The 16,922-nt window shown below is 58.6% G+C and carries 12 protein-coding genes and 4 tRNA genes; 1 reads left to right on the forward strand and 15 read right to left on the reverse strand.

The features are described from left to right. Positions 1 to 70: 70 nt before the first annotated feature. From tuf to LC093_RS15265, 12 genes are all read right to left on the reverse strand, one after another. A complete protein-coding gene (gene tuf, locus LC093_RS15210) occupies positions 71 to 1,294 on the reverse strand; it encodes an elongation factor Tu (RefSeq protein WP_226666576.1) in 1,224 nt (407 codons plus the stop codon). A gap of 158 nt (positions 1,295 to 1,452) precedes the next feature. Beyond that, positions 1,453 to 1,527: transfer RNA gene (locus LC093_RS15215), tRNA-Thr, on the reverse strand. A gap of 105 nt (positions 1,528 to 1,632) precedes the next feature. After that, positions 1,633 to 1,706 (reverse strand) — tRNA-Gly (locus tag LC093_RS15220). 84 nt (positions 1,707 to 1,790) lie between these two features. After that, positions 1,791 to 1,874, reverse strand: a tRNA-Tyr gene (locus tag LC093_RS15225). Between the two features lie 112 nt (positions 1,875 to 1,986). Further along, positions 1,987 to 2,062: transfer RNA gene (locus tag LC093_RS15230), tRNA-Thr, on the reverse strand. A gap of 176 nt (positions 2,063 to 2,238) precedes the next feature. Continuing rightward, a complete protein-coding gene (locus LC093_RS15235) occupies positions 2,239 to 2,958 on the reverse strand; it encodes an SPOR domain-containing protein (RefSeq protein ID WP_226666581.1) in 720 nt (239 codons plus the stop codon). 109 nt (positions 2,959 to 3,067) lie between these two features. Continuing rightward, a complete protein-coding gene (locus LC093_RS15240) occupies positions 3,068 to 3,847 on the reverse strand; it encodes a type III pantothenate kinase (RefSeq protein ID WP_226666587.1) in 780 nt (259 codons plus the stop codon). Between the two features lie 6 nt (positions 3,848 to 3,853). Next, positions 3,854 to 4,870, reverse strand: a complete 1,017-nt coding sequence (gene birA / locus LC093_RS15245) for a bifunctional biotin--[acetyl-CoA-carboxylase] ligase/biotin operon repressor BirA (RefSeq protein WP_226666592.1) — start codon at positions 4,868 to 4,870, stop codon at positions 3,854 to 3,856. Positions 4,871 to 4,889: 19 nt separating this feature from the next. Further along, positions 4,890 to 6,026 (reverse strand): alanine racemase, encoded by a 1,137-nt coding sequence (gene alr, locus LC093_RS15250; protein WP_226666594.1) that lies wholly within the window; start codon positions 6,024 to 6,026, stop codon positions 4,890 to 4,892. Between the two features lie 36 nt (positions 6,027 to 6,062). After that, on the reverse strand, positions 6,063 to 7,253 hold the full coding sequence (locus LC093_RS15255) for an ABC transporter permease (protein WP_226666600.1): 1,191 nt from the start codon (positions 7,251 to 7,253) through the stop codon (positions 6,063 to 6,065). Further along, positions 7,250 to 7,999: an ATP-binding cassette domain-containing protein gene (locus LC093_RS15260; RefSeq protein ID WP_226666609.1), complete on the reverse strand. Its 750-nt coding sequence runs from the start codon at positions 7,997 to 7,999 to the stop codon at positions 7,250 to 7,252. The genes LC093_RS15255 and LC093_RS15260 overlap by 4 nt, the downstream gene beginning before the upstream one ends. Next, a complete protein-coding gene (locus LC093_RS15265; protein ID WP_226666613.1) occupies positions 7,996 to 9,546 on the reverse strand; it encodes an alpha/beta hydrolase in 1,551 nt (516 codons plus the stop codon). Before LC093_RS15265 ends, LC093_RS15260 begins: the two co-directional genes overlap by 4 nt. 177 nt (positions 9,547 to 9,723) lie before the next feature. On the opposite strand from LC093_RS15265, the gene LC093_RS15270 reads away from it, so the two are divergent. Further along, positions 9,724 to 10,680 carry a hypothetical protein gene (locus tag LC093_RS15270; protein WP_226666620.1) on the forward strand — a complete coding sequence of 319 codons (957 nt, stop codon included), beginning with the start codon at positions 9,724 to 9,726 and terminating at the stop codon, positions 10,678 to 10,680. 415 nt (positions 10,681 to 11,095) lie between these two features. Here LC093_RS15270 and LC093_RS15275 read toward each other — a convergent pair whose 3' ends face one another. From LC093_RS15275 to LC093_RS15285, 3 genes are all read right to left on the reverse strand, one after another. After that, a complete protein-coding gene (locus LC093_RS15275) occupies positions 11,096 to 12,010 on the reverse strand; it encodes an aldo/keto reductase (protein ID WP_226666623.1) in 915 nt (304 codons plus the stop codon). 96 nt (positions 12,011 to 12,106) lie between these two features. Continuing rightward, positions 12,107 to 14,044, reverse strand: coding sequence for a phytase (locus LC093_RS15280; protein ID WP_226666637.1), 1,938 nt, complete (start codon positions 14,042 to 14,044; stop codon positions 12,107 to 12,109). Between the two features lie 172 nt (positions 14,045 to 14,216). Then, the gene (locus tag LC093_RS15285) at positions 14,217 to 16,817 is read right to left on the reverse strand and encodes a TonB-dependent receptor (protein WP_226666640.1); all 2,601 of its coding nucleotides are present in this window, start codon (positions 16,815 to 16,817) and stop codon (positions 14,217 to 14,219) included. Between the last annotated feature and the right edge of the window lie 105 nt (positions 16,818 to 16,922).

Here is a 16,922-nt window from a genome sequence, read left to right on the forward strand (position 1 = left end):
AATACCAGCATCCTCGAATTTTGCAAGTGTGACCGCAAGGTTTCGCTTGCGATCACACTGCAATTACCGATTACTCGATAATTTTGGCTACAACGCCAGCACCAACGGTACGGCCACCTTCGCGGATCGCGAAGCGCAGACCATCTTCCATGGCGATCGGAGCAATCAGAGTTACAGTCATCTGAATGTTGTCGCCCGGCATTACCATTTCGGTGCCTTCCGGCAGCTCGCACGCACCAGTTACGTCGGTGGTACGGAAGTAGAACTGCGGACGGTAGCCTTTGAAGAACGGGGTGTGACGACCACCTTCGTCCTTGGACAGGATGTACACTTCCGCTTCGAACTTGGTGTGCGGAGTGATGGAGCCCGGCTTAGCCAGTACCTGACCACGCTCAACCTCGTCACGCTTGGTGCCACGCAGCAGCGCACCAATGTTCTCACCAGCACGACCTTCGTCCAGCAGCTTGCGGAACATCTCAACACCGGTACAGGTGGTTTTGGTGGTGTCTTTGATACCAACGATTTCGATTTCGTCGCCAGTATTGATGATGCCACGCTCTACACGACCGGTTACTACGGTACCACGACCGGAGATGGAGAATACGTCTTCGATCGGCATCAGGAACGGCAGGTCTACCGCACGCTCCGGCTCCGGGATGTACTCGTCCAGGGTCTCAACCAGCTTCTTAACAGCGGTGGTGCCCAGTTCGTTATCGTCTTCGCCGTTCAGCGCCATCAGAGCAGAACCAGCGATGATCGGAGTGTCGTCACCCGGGAATTCGTATTGATCCAGCAGCTCGCGCAGCTCCATCTCTACCAGTTCCATCATCTCTTCGTATTCTTCAGAGCCAGCGCCGCCACAGTCTTCTGCGAGCAGGTCAGCCTTGTTCAGGAATACAACGATGTAAGGTACACCAACCTGACGGGACAACAGGATGTGCTCACGAGTCTGCGGCATAGGGCCGTCAGTCGCACCACATACCAGGATAGCGCCGTCCATCTGTGCAGCACCGGTAATCATGTTTTTAACGTAGTCAGCGTGACCCGGGCAGTCTACGTGCGCGTAGTGACGGGTCGGGGACTCGTACTCAACGTGAGAGGTAGCGATGGTGATACCACGCTCACGCTCTTCAGGAGCGTTATCGATGCCGTCGAAGGCAACGGCAGAACCGCCCCATACTTCAGCACATACGCGAGTCAGCGCAGCAGTCAGAGTGGTTTTACCGTGGTCAACGTGACCGATGGTGCCCACGTTTACGTGGGGCTTGGAACGTTCAAACTTTTCTTTTGCCATTACAGGCCTCCCAATATACGCGTGAGCCGAACTAGCGACCTTTACAAGAACAGCTCCCGCAGTCCTAGTCGGGAACCGGCGCATCCAGACCAACCGAAAAGGCAAATACCCTGGATACAAATAACCGCGGAGACACAGGTCACCGCGGTTATGAATAATGGAGCTCATGGGCGGATTTGAACCGCCGACCTCACCCTTACCAAGGGTGTGCTCTACCCCTGAGCTACATGAGCTTACTCCAAAACCGACACTTGCCTGCCGGCACACAAGCGGGGCCGCCTGCGCTACCACCCGAGAAAATCTCAAGCGGCTTTCCAACCAAGCTCCGCACTATAAAATGGAGCGGGCAGCGGGAATCGAACCCGCATCATCAGCTTGGAAGGCTGAGGTTCTACCATTGAACCATGCCCGCGCTATCGCGTGCGAAACATTCAAGACAGAAGACCAAACAACCTCTTCTACCTTCAACCTCGAGCCAAGCTCGAAGCCTGAATAATGGTGCAGGGGGGTGGATTCGAACCACCGAAGCTTGCGCGTCAGATTTACAGTCTGATCCCTTTGGCCACTCGGGAACCCCTGCCCTGAAAGTGGTGCGTATTCTCCACACCACCTTGTGACCTGTCAACAATTTTTTCTTTAAAATTCACACACTTAGCTAACTATTCTTTAGCGAGATGTGAACTGTAAGAAAATGGAGCTGGCGAGAGGAGTCGAACCCCCGACCGGCTGATTACAAGTCAGCTGCTCTACCAACTGAGCTACGCCAGCATCCAGTTACTGCGACCCGTAAGCCAGCAGTATCACCTAAGGGCTGTTGATCTCCCCCTTAAGTGGAGGCGGGATTCTAGGGGAACTGATCTTCACACGCAACAGGGTTTTTCGTTTTTTTCTTCCTGCAGTGGAGATACATTTACCCAGGCTCCCAACAACCCGACCGCTCGAGACTACTCGTCGGTGTCGGCCGGGCTACGAATCTCGCTACACAGGTTTTGACGCCGATCCAGATCTGGATAATCCAACTGAAGCTGCTGCCAGAATTCTTCCGCCAGCCGCTCCTCTCCTTCGAGAACAACCCAGCGCTCAAGATACGTTTGCGGCTCTTCCCGGTACTCGGCGTCAAATCCCTGCTCCAGCAGGTCGCCGGTCAGGGATTTCGCCCGCTCCATTTCGGAGAAAATACCAAACGAGATGCCATTCTCCAGCGACCCCTTGGGTATTACATAACTATCAATACCGGCGGCCTGTAGCTCGCGCAGTTTGCGGTAGGCTTCCCGACGAGACCCCAGCGGCGCCAGAAACACCCAGTAGCGCATCTGTCCCTGCATCTCGATTTCGCGCAGACTCGCCGGCACATCCAGTGCCCCCAAGCGCCGCGCAACATCTTCCCCCTGGTACGCCTCGGCAAACGGCCCCAGCAAGGTGCATAGTCCGGCATCAGCCTGCGGTGCGCTCACGCTCGGCGTTTGCGGCCCTGGCTTTTCCGGCGCAACCGGCGGCCTGGCCGGCAGCTGGGAAGGTGACGCCTCACCAACCAACACAATAGTGTCTTCCTCACCCCGCTCAGCAATCGGCTTGGCGGACCTGGAAGGCGTATTCCCAGCCGTCATAAACCAGGCCCCCAGCGCAAGGTTGGCCAGCACTAAAAATAAGACGATCCAGCGCATAGAAGTTCAGCTTCTTCCGACGTTGTAATTTAAAAGCGAATGCGATGACAAATTGTACAAACTAAGCAGCCAGTAATCTGTGAAGCGGTGACAGGTGCATACCGGTACATTACGGGTTGGTGAGTGCCAGCCCCTCCATGACCAGGTCATCGACTACCTGATGACGCAGGTAACTATTGAGAGGAGGCAAGGTTGAGAAGAATGCGGAATCACCACCGGTCATCCATATATTCGGCGCCGCCGATTCCGGACACACACGTCGCAGCTCTTCATAAGCCTGTTCAATCGTCCCCAGCACCATCAGCGACAGCCCACGGTTCACCGCCGCAGCCGTATCCCTTCCGGGAGACAATGTCATGCCTGGTACTAGCGACGGATCAACTTTGACCGCATCGGTATCGCGATAGAGTGCGCGACGCATCAGGCTGAGCCCCGGGACGATGTAGCCCCCAAGATGGGCGCCACCTTCACCAAGCAAATCCAGGGTTACCGCACTGCCGCAGTCCACCACCAGCGCAGGCCCCAGGTCGCGCTTGTGCGCCGCCAGCACTGCCAGCCAGCGGTCCACCCCCAGGCGCCCGGGCTCGGGATAGGCACAGGTCACCCCATAGCAGCGAGGGGTAACGCGGGCAAACTCGGGGGTTAACCCAAGATCTTCCGACAGCCTTGCGGCCATTTGTTTTTCCCGATTCAGGCCAGCCACATTCGCCACGCGTACGCGGTTGACCGCACTCGCAGTCCACAACTCGGGGAAAACACTATTCATCTGCCAGAAGTCGGCACTCAACACACCGCGCGCAACAACAGATGTGCCCTCCCCCCGGCCGACATCCAGCAGGCGCCACTTGCAGCGGGTATTGCCCTGATCGAGCTCAAGAATCACAGCCACACCCCATTAACTCCCTCCACTAGCAGGGCGTAAAGAAATTTCCCCGCCATGATATGCGCGAATTTCCCCGTCCGTCTCCAGTAGCAACGCACCAGTCTGATCAACCCCCCGCTCGATCCCACACCAGCGTTGCTGCGCGGACTGGAGACAGACCTCGGCACCGGCAAACTGGTCCAATGCCTGCCATGGTTCCCGCCAGGGGCCGAAGCCCGCTTTGGGGTATGACTCAAGCAGCACAAGCAGCTGATTAAGCATTTCAGAAACCAACTGGTTGCGGGAAATTCCCGGTCGCACCTGTTCGAGATCGATCCATGGCTGATCAATGGCATCTGCGGCAGCCGCAGGCAGGCGCATATTGAGGCCAATCCCAACCACAACCGCGCAACGGTCGGTCAGGTCACCACTCAACTCAAGCAACACCCCTGCCAGTTTGCGCCCCTGACACCAGACATCGTTCGGCCATTTCAGGCGGACACCGGGAACCGCAAACTTCTCCAGTGCGCGTGCGAGAGCAACACCCACAGCCAGACTGAGCCCCTCCAGTAATTGCACGCCGCCCTGGAACTGCCAGCCAATAGACAGGCTGATACCACCGGCAAAAGGGCTCGCCCAGCTGCGCCCTCTGCGCCCGCGCCCGGCAGTTTGCTGCTCAGCCAGCACGACCTGACCATGGCCAACTCCGGAATCCAACGCCGCGAGCACCCGCGCATTGGTGGAATCTGCCTGGTCGTACACCACCAGTTCACCCAACAGAGGTTTCGCTGCGGCGGAAAGACCGGACGAAATCGATTCCGCATCCAACAGGTCCAGCCCGCCAGGTAACTGATAACCGCGTCCTTTTACCGACGCTACCGCGAGTCCGAGCTGCTCCAGCTTCTGCAACTGCTTCCACACCGCCGCCCGGCTAACCCCAAGGGCTTCGCCGAGGGATTCCCCCGAGTGAACCTCGCCATCAGCAAGCAACTGCAACAGCGGGCGAATCTGGCTGAGCGCTTTGCTTTCAGCGGATTTGATAAGGGCCAAAACTCGTCACTCCAACAAATCAGCAGTAGCGGCGACAGTAACGGTGGCCGAGACTGGTAAGAATTTCATATCCGATGGTGCCTGCGGCAGCCCCCATCTCATCCACGGTCAGCTCGTCATTGAGCATTTCCACCGCTTGCAAGCGCGCACGCTGGGAATCACTCAGCGTACTGACGTCGAATACCGTGGTATCCATGGAAACCCGGCCGATCATCGGCACCACAATACGGCTTTCACCACCTTCCGGTTCAGCAACAACCGCCGCGCCGCACCCTCGCCCGCTCTGCGCGCGCAATACCCCATCCGCATAGCCGCCACGTACGACTGCGAGCCAGCTGCCAGACACAGCTGTCTGCGTCGCGCCGTATCCCACGGGCACATCCCCATCTACCTGCCGTAACTGCAGGATTGGCAGCCGCAAATTCACCACTGGCGTCATCGGGTTGTGCTGCCCGGGGCACGGGTTGATACCGTAGAGCGCGGAACCCGGTCGCGCGACGTCGAAGTGATATTCCTCGCCGAGGCAAATACCCGATGAATTCGCAAAACTGCTTTCCACCTGCGGGCATATCGCCCGCAACGCCTTTACCTCCCGAGCAAAGTTTTCGAGCTGGCGCCGATTCTGCGGGTGCTCCGGCTCATCCGCACAGGCAAGGTGACTGATCACCAGGCACAGATTGGCCGAGCGCAAAAGCTCCGGTTGCGCCAGTAAGTGAGCGAATTCGCTTTCGCCCATACCAAGGCGGGTCATGCCCGAATCCAGTTTTAGTGCGCAGGGCGCGGCCTGCCCATTGGCGGAGGTTTTCGCAACCCACTGCTGCAGTTGCTCCGTACTCACCAGCAAGGGAATCAGCCCGGCCTGCGCACAGGCCTTTTCCTGCCCGGGGCGCAGGCCGGTCAGCAAGGATATACGCACGTCATCAGCCAGCAGCGCGCGCAGGGCCAGGCCCTCCGCCAGCGTGGCAACAAAGAAGTCACGACATCCCTGTGCATACAGTACCGGCGCTACCTGCTCCACACCGAGGCCGTAGGCGTTGGCCTTGACCACCGCGCCGCAGCGGCTGCCTGTGCGCAGGCGCGCGCGCAGCGCACAGTAGTTTTCCGCCACGGCCGCGAGGTTAATGGTCAGCAGCCCTTCCGCTTCTTCGAGCGTCATGTTTCCACCACCCATATCAAGCTTCTGCGACCAGGATCAGGCCGCAGACAGTAAGGTTTCACGGCTCAATGAACGCGCACCGGCAATGACCGATACAGCCACCACGGCCAGGGTTACCAGGGAACCCGCCAGCATCCACGGCAGAGAAACGGAATCCCCCACCAGCAAGCCCTGGAGCCACTGCTGGTGACCAACCAGAGGCAGCAGTTGCCAGGCGCCAGCCAGATCTATCTGCGCCATGTCGATCGCCATTACCACCACCAGCGGTGCTATCTGGAAAATACTGAGCTGGGTCTGGGCGTCCTTGAAAGACTGCGAGCGCAGTGCCAGCAGAATCTGCAGGACTGCAACCAGCAGCGCCAATGGCAGTAATACCAGCCCCATCGCAATCACGCCACTCAGCGAAGTGGCAAGCTGAAACCCAAACTCTTCCAGGTGCATCATCGGCATCAGAGCCACCAGGACACCAATTGTGAGCAAGGTACCTACCCAGCCGATACTGGCAACCGCCAGCAGCTTGGAGACGATCACCTGCCACGCCGGCAACGGCTGCACCAGCAGCGTCTCGAGACTCAGACGCTCGCGCTCACCAGCGGAAGTGTCCACGGAAGTCGCGAGGCTGGCGATAAACAGAGTCATGATCAACACCCCGGGCACCATGGCCAGGATCAGCGCACCGCGGCTTGACGGGGTACTCATGTCGCGCACCTCAAGCTGCCATGGCGCAAGCACTTGCGGAGCAACTCCCCGCGCCGTCAAACGCTGTGCGGCTACCATCTGCTGCAACTGCGCGAGCCGCTCCTGTACCATGCGCTGGGCACGCCCGGCATCCGTATCTGAAGTGTCGACATAAAGGTAGAGCCGCGGGGCCCGGAAGTCCTGGTAGCGCTCGGCAAAGTTCTCCGCGGCCACCAGTACCACGTCGTAATCCCCGGCCAACAAAACCTGCGGATCGCCTTCCGCGAGCGCATCCATTTTGATCCCGGTGGTCGGCAGGTACTTCTGGATCAATGGCGCCGAGTCTCCACCAACCAGTGCCACACGCGCCGCCTCCTCGGACTGTTTTTTCAGCATGAATGTGGTGCCGCCGAGGATCATCGCCGGGAACAACAGGGCGAAACTGATCGCCGTGAGCAGCGCCCGGCGATCGCGCCAGGCTTCCAGCAGCTCCTTGCGCAGGAGCGGTACCATCAGACGCCAGCCAAGCGTTTTATTTCCGTTATTCATGCGATTTCTACCTCCCTGTGGGTATGCCGCTCGCCATAGGCCAGGGCTACGAAAGAATCTTCCAATGACTCACAGCCGGTTTCACTTGCCAGTTCAGCCGGTGTGCCGCGGCCAACAATACTTCCGGCCGACATAACCAGCACCGTATCGGACAATTCCGCCACCTCAGGCATGACATGACTGGAAAACAGAATGGTGGTTCCCGCGGCGCGCAACCGCAGCAGGGTTTTGCGCAGCAATCGCACAGCAAGCACATCGAGCCCCCTGGTCGGCTCGTCCAGGATCAGGTGTTGAGGGCGATGCACCAGCGCGCGGGCAAGGGAAACTTTCATCCGCTCCCCCTGGGAAAAACCACCCGTGCGCCTGTCCCACAGACCGTCAAGCTCAAGCTCTGCGCGCACTTCTTCCAGTGCCTGCTGCAGCGCTCCGCCGGTCAGTCCCTGCATCTGCGCAAACACTTTCAGGTATTCGGCTACAGTGAGGCGCTCGTACAGGCCTTCACGATCCCCAACCACCCCCAACTGGCGGCGCGCGCCCTGCGGGTTTTCCGCCGGGTCGACACCACCCACCAGCACCCGCCCGGACTCCGCCCGCAGCAGGCCGCAAATAATTCGCAGGCAACTGGTTTTGCCCGCGCCATTAGCGCCCAGCAGCGCAGTAATCTTGCCATCGGGCACGTCAAAACTGAGGTCCCGCAGCACCGCTTTGCCGGCAAAAGACTTGCCGATGTTTTCCACACTGATCACTGGTCACCTCCCGACTGCTCTGCGGTCTGCAGCTCCGTTTCCACCTCTGCCGTTTTTGGCGCTTCGGCCTCTTTCCCTGCTGCCGCCGTCACCGGCGATACCATGGCCGGCCCATAAGCCGCCGCCATAAAAGGTGGCCGCGCGATGCCATTCACGCACGCAGGATCCAGCGGGATTTCAGGTTCATCGAGAAATTCGCGAATCAAATCCGGGATACAGCCACGAACAGAATTGATATGCCCACCGCCCCTGACCACCAGATGCTGCTTGTTTGCCAGATATTCCAGTTGCGTATCGGCATAGCCCGGCGGGGTTATGGGATCGGCTGTGCCGGAGATCAGCAGCACCGGGTGCTCCCGCGGTTCTGGCACGCTATAGGGGCGCGGCTCTACCGGCCAGTGCTTACACCCTTCGACAAAGGTGCGAATGAAGTACTCGCCAATAAAGGTATTGGCGCTATCCGCCGCAATTTCTTCTGCGGAAACCCGGTTCATTTCTTCGGCGCACGCCACGGAAAAGGTCAGCCCCATGGCCATGACGCCCTCCATTTGCGCAAAGAGCCCGAACAGACCGGAGAGTGGCAACAGATTCCCGCGGTTGGCTTCGTGCACTGCAAATGGCAGTTGTGCCGAGGCTGACGGGTCGTAGAGGGCCGTGCGCACAGCGCTGGCGATCATCCACGACTCCACAGGCTCGTCGCTCGGCATTCCGGTCATTGGATCGGGAAAGGCCGCTGCCTGTTCATCACTCCAGGTCACAAGTAAGCGGTCGAGTTCACTGCGCCAGTCCCCGAACTCCACGCATACCGGATCTTCCGCGCAGGCCTCGGCCAATTGCTGAAGGGACGCTTCCGCTACCTGGGCGGTAAGGAATACTTTGGTATCAATTGGCGCGACGCCATCCAGAATGAGACTTTGCAGAGACTCCGGATACCACTGCTGGTACAGAAGTGCCGTGCGGGTACCCCAGGAGCCACCCCAGAGGGAGATCTTCCCGTGCCCGAGCGCCTTGCGCACGGTTTCCAGGTCGTCCACCGTCTGACGGCTATTGAGCTTTTTTGCGCGCTCGGGGGATGCCTGGTAACAGGCTGCGAGCTTTTCGACAAACTGATCCAGCTGCTCGGAGGCGTCTTCGCTCAGGCCACAATCAAACACGTCGGAGCGGCCTGCACCGCGACGGTCGACCATCACGATATCCCGTTCACGGTTGACCTTGCGCAGTGGATTCAGCAGCTTTGTCAACTGACTGGCCGCCTGCCCCGGGCCACCCGCGAGCATGTACAGGGGCTCGTGCTGTCCCGCATTGACGGCCGGCGCGACCAGCACGGACAGCGCCACGCCGTCATCCATCGCGACCTCGTAGCAGCGCAGCGATTCCGACCAGCCGTCGACATGGCAGGTTTCTGCAACCGGCGCCGGCGCGCGCTCTTCCGCGGACTGAGCCCATACGCTACTGCCCCCGGACACAATGCCGCCGAGCCAAGAAATTACCAGCACCAGCGCCGCCCGGCGCCACGGTGTGCCAGCAGGATGCTTCCTTACTTCCACTATTCACTCCCGGTTAGTCTGAATAAACTTCCGCAGTCTACCGAACTTTTCCCGCCACCGCTGCCGCCAAGAGCGCGTCTTCTGCAGCTCCTGTCCGCAATTGCGATAGCGAACGCTGTCACACAGTGGTAAGGTTTGCCGTCGCGATATTTCGAATAATTTATACACACCGACGCCATGAGCTTTTCAGATAGAGAAAAACAACTAGTTCGGGCGGCCTTTGCCTGGGGACAGATTACCCAGAAGGAAGGCTACACCCTGTCTGATCTGGAAATAGAAAAGTCGGTGCTGTTCCGCCGCCTGTTAGGCGGCCGCCCGCCACTCGCGTTCCCCCCTCCCCTGCGCCATGGTTTCCCCTGGTACGAAGTGATCGAGGGCCGCAGCGAGCATGTGGTCAACGCTTCCGAAGCCTCTCCGGAACACAGCATCATCGCCCCGGGCAGCAAGCCGGGCGATACATACATCCTGATTGATGGCGCTTTCTGGCGCGTGGCGGAAACACTGCGCGAACGGGAGGAATACCTGGTTGAGTGGGGCGAGTACCCGATCCAGTGGCGTCTGTGCAAACACTGGGAAGTCAATTACGAGATGACCCAGCAACTGCATACGTTCCGCAAGGAAAACCCGCAGGCAAACGTGAACCTGGCGAGCCGCAACGGCCAGCGTGAGTACAGTGAATTCCGGGTGGATGACGACCAGACGGTGTGGCTGTCTGAGTGGCACCTGTCCCGCATCGGCCTGCCGGGGTGGGTGTGGGTTGGCAATGAGGTGGAGGCCGAGCCTTCCACCCACGACCTGTCACCCCTGTGCCAGGATCAGCAGGGCCCACTAGTGCTCGGCGTAACCGGTGCCGAGCGTGGCCCAGGCTGGCTGCGCATCGAGCAGGTGGATGGTGAATCCCGCTTTATCAAGCTGGGTGACGAGCTGGAATACAAATCCCTGATCGCGTCGGCGGTTACCGAGTTTGATCGCCTGCTGCACAGCATCGCCGGCGACTCCCTCGACGTAATGGACTGGCGCGGCGACAACCTGCTGCGCTGCTACCGCGTCCCCATGCACCTCGCTCCCCTGGAGCAGTTCGACATGGGCGATGTGAATTACGATCTGGTACCTGAGAACGCTTACGCAGGTTAAATCTGGCTGCGCAAGTAGTGAGCTCTACTCTTACTTCAGTGGCGCTGAAGCACTGAGTATGTGCTTTTGAAACCGCTGTGAATACATCCCTGTACGCTGCGTCGGCGACGTCCCTGTCGCCGACGCTTTCAAAAGCACATACCCAGCACTCCAGCTTAAATTCAAATTACCGAGCTTCGTAAGCGAGCATCATCTCTGTCAATCCCTGCAACCTTACGAAGCTCGGCCGTGGAGTTAAGGCGATGACGCCGGGGATTGATCCGCGAGACCTTCCGCGAGAGGGACCTCGCGGAAGAGCCCCCAGGGATGGGTTAAGGGGGGGCGCCTAGCTCGTGTCTCGCGGATCAATCCCCGGCGGCAGCGCCGCCACACCAGCGGTTTAAGAGCGCATCCCCATACCCATAAAAGCCGAAGCTCAATCCACATCCCGCCCACGCCCAGCGCGCAGCAGTTCAAACCACTCTTCCCGATCCAACTCCAGATCCAGCGCCTTCAACGCCGCAACCAGTCGCTCTGGATTGCCGCTGCCAAGTACCGGAACCATCTGCGCGGGGTGCTTCAGCAACCAGGCCAGCGCCAACTGCATAACACCGGAATCCGCAGACAGCCCTCTAGCCTCAGACAGTAACCGCAGGCTCTGCTGTACCCTGGCCGCATCCACATCTTCGCCACTAAACAGACGGCCACCGGCAAACGGCGACCACGCCATGGGGATAATCTTGTGCTGCTGACAGTAGTCCAGCTGCCCATCAAACATCGGCTGTGAGTGCAGCAGTGACACCTCAATCTGGTTCGCCACCAGCGGCCGCGACAGGCGGGATTGCAGCAAATCGGTCTGGTGCGGCAGGTAGTTGGACACACCCAGGTGCTTTACTTTGCCCTCAGCGACCAGCTGCTCCAGCACTTCAGCCAGTGCTTCCGCATCCATCAACGGATCCGGGCGGTGCAACAGCAACAGATCCATCTGCTCAATACCCATATCGTGCAGGCTCGTCTCCACCGCGCGGCGCACGTGTGCAGGACTGGTATCGTAGTGATTAATACTCGCACCCGAGGCCTCCCCCGCAAGGCGGATACTGCACTTACTCACGATTTCCATACGCTCGCGCAATGCCGGCTTCAGCTTCAGCGCCTCGCCAAAAAACTGCTCGCAGCGGTAGCTACCGTAAATATCCGCAAGGTCAAACGTAGTAACCCCCAGGTCCAGCATCTGCTCAAACAGTGCCAGGCGCTCCTGCGGGCAATAACCCCAGTCAGTGAGACGCCAAAGACCGAATGCAATTCGGGAAAAGGAAAGGTCAGAATTCAGGGAGGAGTGGATACGCTGCATAAATACCGCCGGGACTGGAAAATAACCCGGCGGATTGTCGCATACCTGAGGAAAGAATCGGATCAGCCCCTCCATCTCCGGAGGGGCTGAAGGCGGTTACTGGAGGTTCAGGGTATCGGCAATATCCGCCCAGGACACCAGCTTGAAGTTCTGCGCCTGGCTCGGCATACGGTTGCGGCCGTCCTGCACCACCAACAAGCCACGCGGGTATTGATCCCCGAACGCGGCACTGGAGACTTCAAGGCCATCGGTTTCCGAGCTGCCGTCGAGGTTTTTATCCAGATTGATATCCACCTTGAAGTGGCCCACAAACTCGCTGCCATCGCGGCTGAACAGCGCGTAGCTGTTGTTGCCCTGACTGGACACCACCAGATAGCTCTTATCGCCCGCGTGATAGAGACCCATGCCTTCCACGTCGGCAGCAAGACGTTCGCCATCCACCGGTGCAATCAACTCCGGTTTCGCCTCACCACCCAGGAACGCGGCAATATCCAGTCGCCAGATACCGCCGTCTTCTTCACCGAAGAACAGGGTTTGCATTTCATCGTCGACCACACAGCCTTCCACCTGGCTGCTCACCTGAAGGTTGGCGCGCTTCTTCAGCGACCAGTCCACATCGCCCTTACCCGGAACAATCTGCAACAACTGAACGTTGCCTTCTTTGTCGGAAACCCAGGTCATCAGGTCCGCACCATTGCGGTACACACACAGGCCGTAGGGGTCTTCCATTTCCAGGTCACGCAGGCCCAGGTGTTCTACCTGGCCGGCAGCGGTAATACCGAACAGGCTCACACCGGGATCGGTACGATTGGAGGCCGCGGCAATGGCGACGAATTTGCCATGCAGGATCGGGCGCAGGTCAACGTTGTTGACGCGGCCTACCGCAAAATGCTCAAGCAGTTTGCCGTTCAGGTTGTATACGCTCAACCCGCTCTTCTTGTCAGTACCGAGAATCAGGCTCGCCGAAGGGTTGACCGGGTTGACCCAGATGGCCGGATCGTCGGCAGCATCGCCACCGGACTGAACCGGTGCCGTCTGGCCACTGGCGCGTACCCGGGGAATCTCCACCGGCCCGCGGAAGGCCTGCATTTCCGCTGCGGGTTGTGGCAGCTCAACCTGGAACTGCTGCACGCGATCACTCTCTTCCTCCAGCGCCAACAGTTGGCCCTGGTAGGTCACTGCTGATACTGGCTCAAGGTCCTGCAGCGCGCGCTTGAACCCGGCACCTTCTGCCGGAGTATTCATGTTGAACGCCAGTACTTTATCGTCCGCGGTCAACCACAGGTTACCGCTCGCGCTGTCCAGCCACAGGCCACCAAAGTATTTGCCATCCAGATCTGCCGGCCCGGCAAAAACTTCCCGGTCCTCATCCATTTCTGCATCGACATTCAGGCTCCAGATACCCAGAGGTGGTTGCGCAACCAGCAGCTTGCCAGTGCGGTCATCCACCGCGCAGCTGGATACCTGCTCGCCAAAATACATCGGGCGCACTTCGGTAAATTCCCAGGCCTGCTCGCGAGGGTGCACGACGTATTCCTGACCGAGACCATTTTCATCGATGGCAAACAGGTGCGTGCGCTCAGCCTGGCGGGAGAAGCACAGTGCCACCTGCGGTGCACTGGTCGCCATAGCGGCAAGATAACGAATCCGCGGGGCACCCTGATCGGTATCGAGCAGACGCAGTTGCAGCTCGGCACTGTCTTCGTCGAATACCGCGACCAGCCACTGGTCATCCGCGAGCTGCTGCAGGGCAAAGCGTTCTACCTTGCCGCCATCCAGCGCGAGCTTTTCACCGCCTTGCGCGTCTACCAGTACCAGTCCGCGCTTTTCGCTGGCGAGCAACAGGTAATCTTTACCGGAAAGGGTTAAGGGCGCCAGCTGGCTGGAGACGACATTGGACAATGCCATTTCATTGGATGGCGACAGCGCATCGCTTTTACGGGCTTGTTCCTGGTCAATCTGTGGACCGCAAGCACTGAGCAGGCTGGCAACAGCCAGGGCGGCAGCGGATTTCGAGAAATAATTTAACGCCATAGTCGTGTAATTTCTTGTTGGGTGGCCAACCGGAACGGCAATCAATGCTCTGAACATACGCTGCCAATATTGCAGTCATATGGCAAACAGGTGACCACGGAATCGAGAATAAAAAAATAGCAGAAAGCCCGGCCACCATAGGAACCGGGCTGTCTGCAGTTTTTGCGCGCTATTACAGGCTGCTGAAAGTCACACCCAGAACATAGCTGGGGCCGTACTCTTCGTACTGGCCGTTATAACCGCGACGGTTGGCGTAGAAAGGCTCATCCGTCAGGTTAACCGCGTTGAAGAACACCTGCAGACCGTTGTCGAAACGGTACTTGGCAGAGAGATCCATCTGCATGTGTTTGTCTTCGTACAGGTCGTAGGCTTCATCTTCCAGATCCACTTCCAGCAGGCGGTCCCCTTTGTAGGCAGTGGACAGGCGCAGGCTCAGGGCATCGCGCTCGTAACCAACGATAAAGTTCGCTACCACATCCGCCTGAGAAGGCAGCGCAATCTTGTCGCCGCGCTCGGCATCTTCGCCCAGTCCCAGGTTCGCTTCAGAATCGGTGAAGGTGGCATTGGCACGCAGCAGGAAGCCATTGTCGAAACCGCGGGTCCAGGACAACTCGGCACCGTTCAGGGTTGCCTGGTCGCCATTGATCGGCTGGAAGATTTCCGCTTCTTCCACTGCCAGGCTGCCCACGTACTGGCTGTAGTCGGCAATGCTGGAAACGTCAGCAGTCACCACAAAGTTGTCGATCTGCTTGTGGAAGGCGCCTACGGAGAACATGCCCAGTGCGTCGGCGTAGTACTCGAAAGACACATCGATGTTGCGCGCTTCATAGGGATCCAGCTGCGGGTTGCCCGCTTGTACTTCCAGCTCGCCGTCGTCGAATTCAATCTCCGCCGCTGACGGGTTCAGGTCACCAAAAGAAGGACGCGACAGCGATTCGGTGTAAGCGGCGCGCAGTACGATGTTGTCGGTGTAGTCGTACTTGAAGTTCACACTCGGGAACAGTTTGCTGTAGTCGCTCTTGTAGTTCACCTCGGTGACATAAACGTCTTCCGCCAGTTCTTCGGCGCCATCGATCGCTTCACCGGATTCGGCAACGCGGTAACCTTCAGCGCTGAAATCGGTGCTTTCGTAGCGCACACCGTACACCAGGTTGGCGCGACCAAAGTCGATGTCGTTCATCACGTACAGCGCGGAAATGTCTTCATTCATCACGTAGTCACGTGCGGAATCCAGCGCGGTATCAGTTTCATCGATTTCAAAGTTACCGATGTTGGCATCGATAAAGGCATTCAGCGCGCTCTGGTTGATACCCGGACCGAAGGTACCCAAACCATAATCGACATTGTTGTTGGCGAAGTCCGCCAGGGTGAAATCATCACCGAAACCGTCGTAGATGGTCGCGTTCAAGTCACCGGTTTTTTCGCGGCGACGCTCGTGCAGGCCAAATTTCAATTCAGAAGGATTGCCGGCAACTTCGATGTCGCGACGGAAATCGATGCGGAAGCTGACTTCTTCATCGTCGGTGTAGTTGTCTTCGACAACCAGCTCGTCCAGCTCATAGCTGGCGGCATCCATGGCACTGGCATCGGCAGCAAACATCTGCGGGATTTTACCGGCGCTGGTGTAACCCAGTTCCAGGCCTTCCTGTACGAAGGTGGTGTCGCGACGGTGCGGCTCGGATTCTTCCGCGTGGGAGAAGCCCAGCGCGTATTCCACGCCCCAGTTATTCAGGTCATGCTCGCCGCCCAGTACCAGGGACAGGATTTCCTGCTCCTCGTAACGGTCTTTCAGTTCTTTTTCCAGCGCGGCGTCAGACCAGGTTACAGCGTTTTCAGAAATGGTATCCGGATCGTCGTTTTCCTCGTCCAGCTTGTAGGAATTACGCTGGCGCTGTTCTTCATCGGAAAAATCCGAGTACAGGGAGTGCAGGTATACCCGGTGGCCAGCCGAGAGTTCGAGATCGAAGTTGGCTGCGAGACCGGTACGCTCACGGGTAACGGTGTAATCGCGCTGCTCGATTTCCGCGGCGGTAACGCCTTCGCTACCGTCCAGCGCGGTGAACTCTTCCCACACGCCATCAGTTTCGACATTTTCGGAACCGAATTTGCGCGTCTGGTGCGAGGCGGCCAGGGCAACCCCCAGGGTGCGGCCATTCAGGTCGAATTTATTGGTGTAGGTACCGGCGATTTTCGGGCTGTTTTCGCCCTGCAGCTCACCGTAGCCGTTTTCCACGGTGACCTTGTAGGTCTGGCCGTCTTTATCCAGTGCGTTGATGCTTTTGATTTCGATCGCACCACCGATGGAGTCGGCGCTCATATCCGGGGTCAGGGTCTTGAAGACTTCCAGGCTCGCCAGCAGATCGGAAGGAATGACGTCCAGGGCTACCGCACGGCTGTCGGTTTCCGGCGCTGGCAGGCTCATGCCGTTGATGGTGGAGGCATTCAGGTTCGGGTCGATACCACGCACACCAACGAAGCGGCCTTCACCCTGGTCGCGGGCGATAAATACACCGGCCATACGCTGCAGTGCTTCGGTAACATTCGCGTCCGGCAGTTCGCCGATGGCCTCGGAGGTCTGTACCGCAACCACTTTATTGGAAGCGCGCTGACGCTCGATATCACTGCGGGCGTTTGCCGCCTGGCCAGTGACGATGATGGTTTCCATCGGCTCGCTTTCTTTTTCTTGCGCCGTAGTTTGCGCACCAGCGTTGATGCTGATAATTGCTGCGGCGAGCGGTGCTGCCAATTTCAGGCTGAATACCGGCTTAGTCATGTTCCCCGTCCCGTTCGTGTTGTTGGCGGTAGTTTTGTTTGGGGCGGAGACTAGTCTCACAGTGTGACCATTGGGTTACCGTTTTTTTAAATTTGTCATATTCAG

It is taken from the genome of Microbulbifer aggregans, from assembly GCF_020524005.1.
Taxonomy (GTDB): domain Bacteria; phylum Pseudomonadota; class Gammaproteobacteria; order Pseudomonadales; family Cellvibrionaceae; genus Microbulbifer; species Microbulbifer aggregans_A.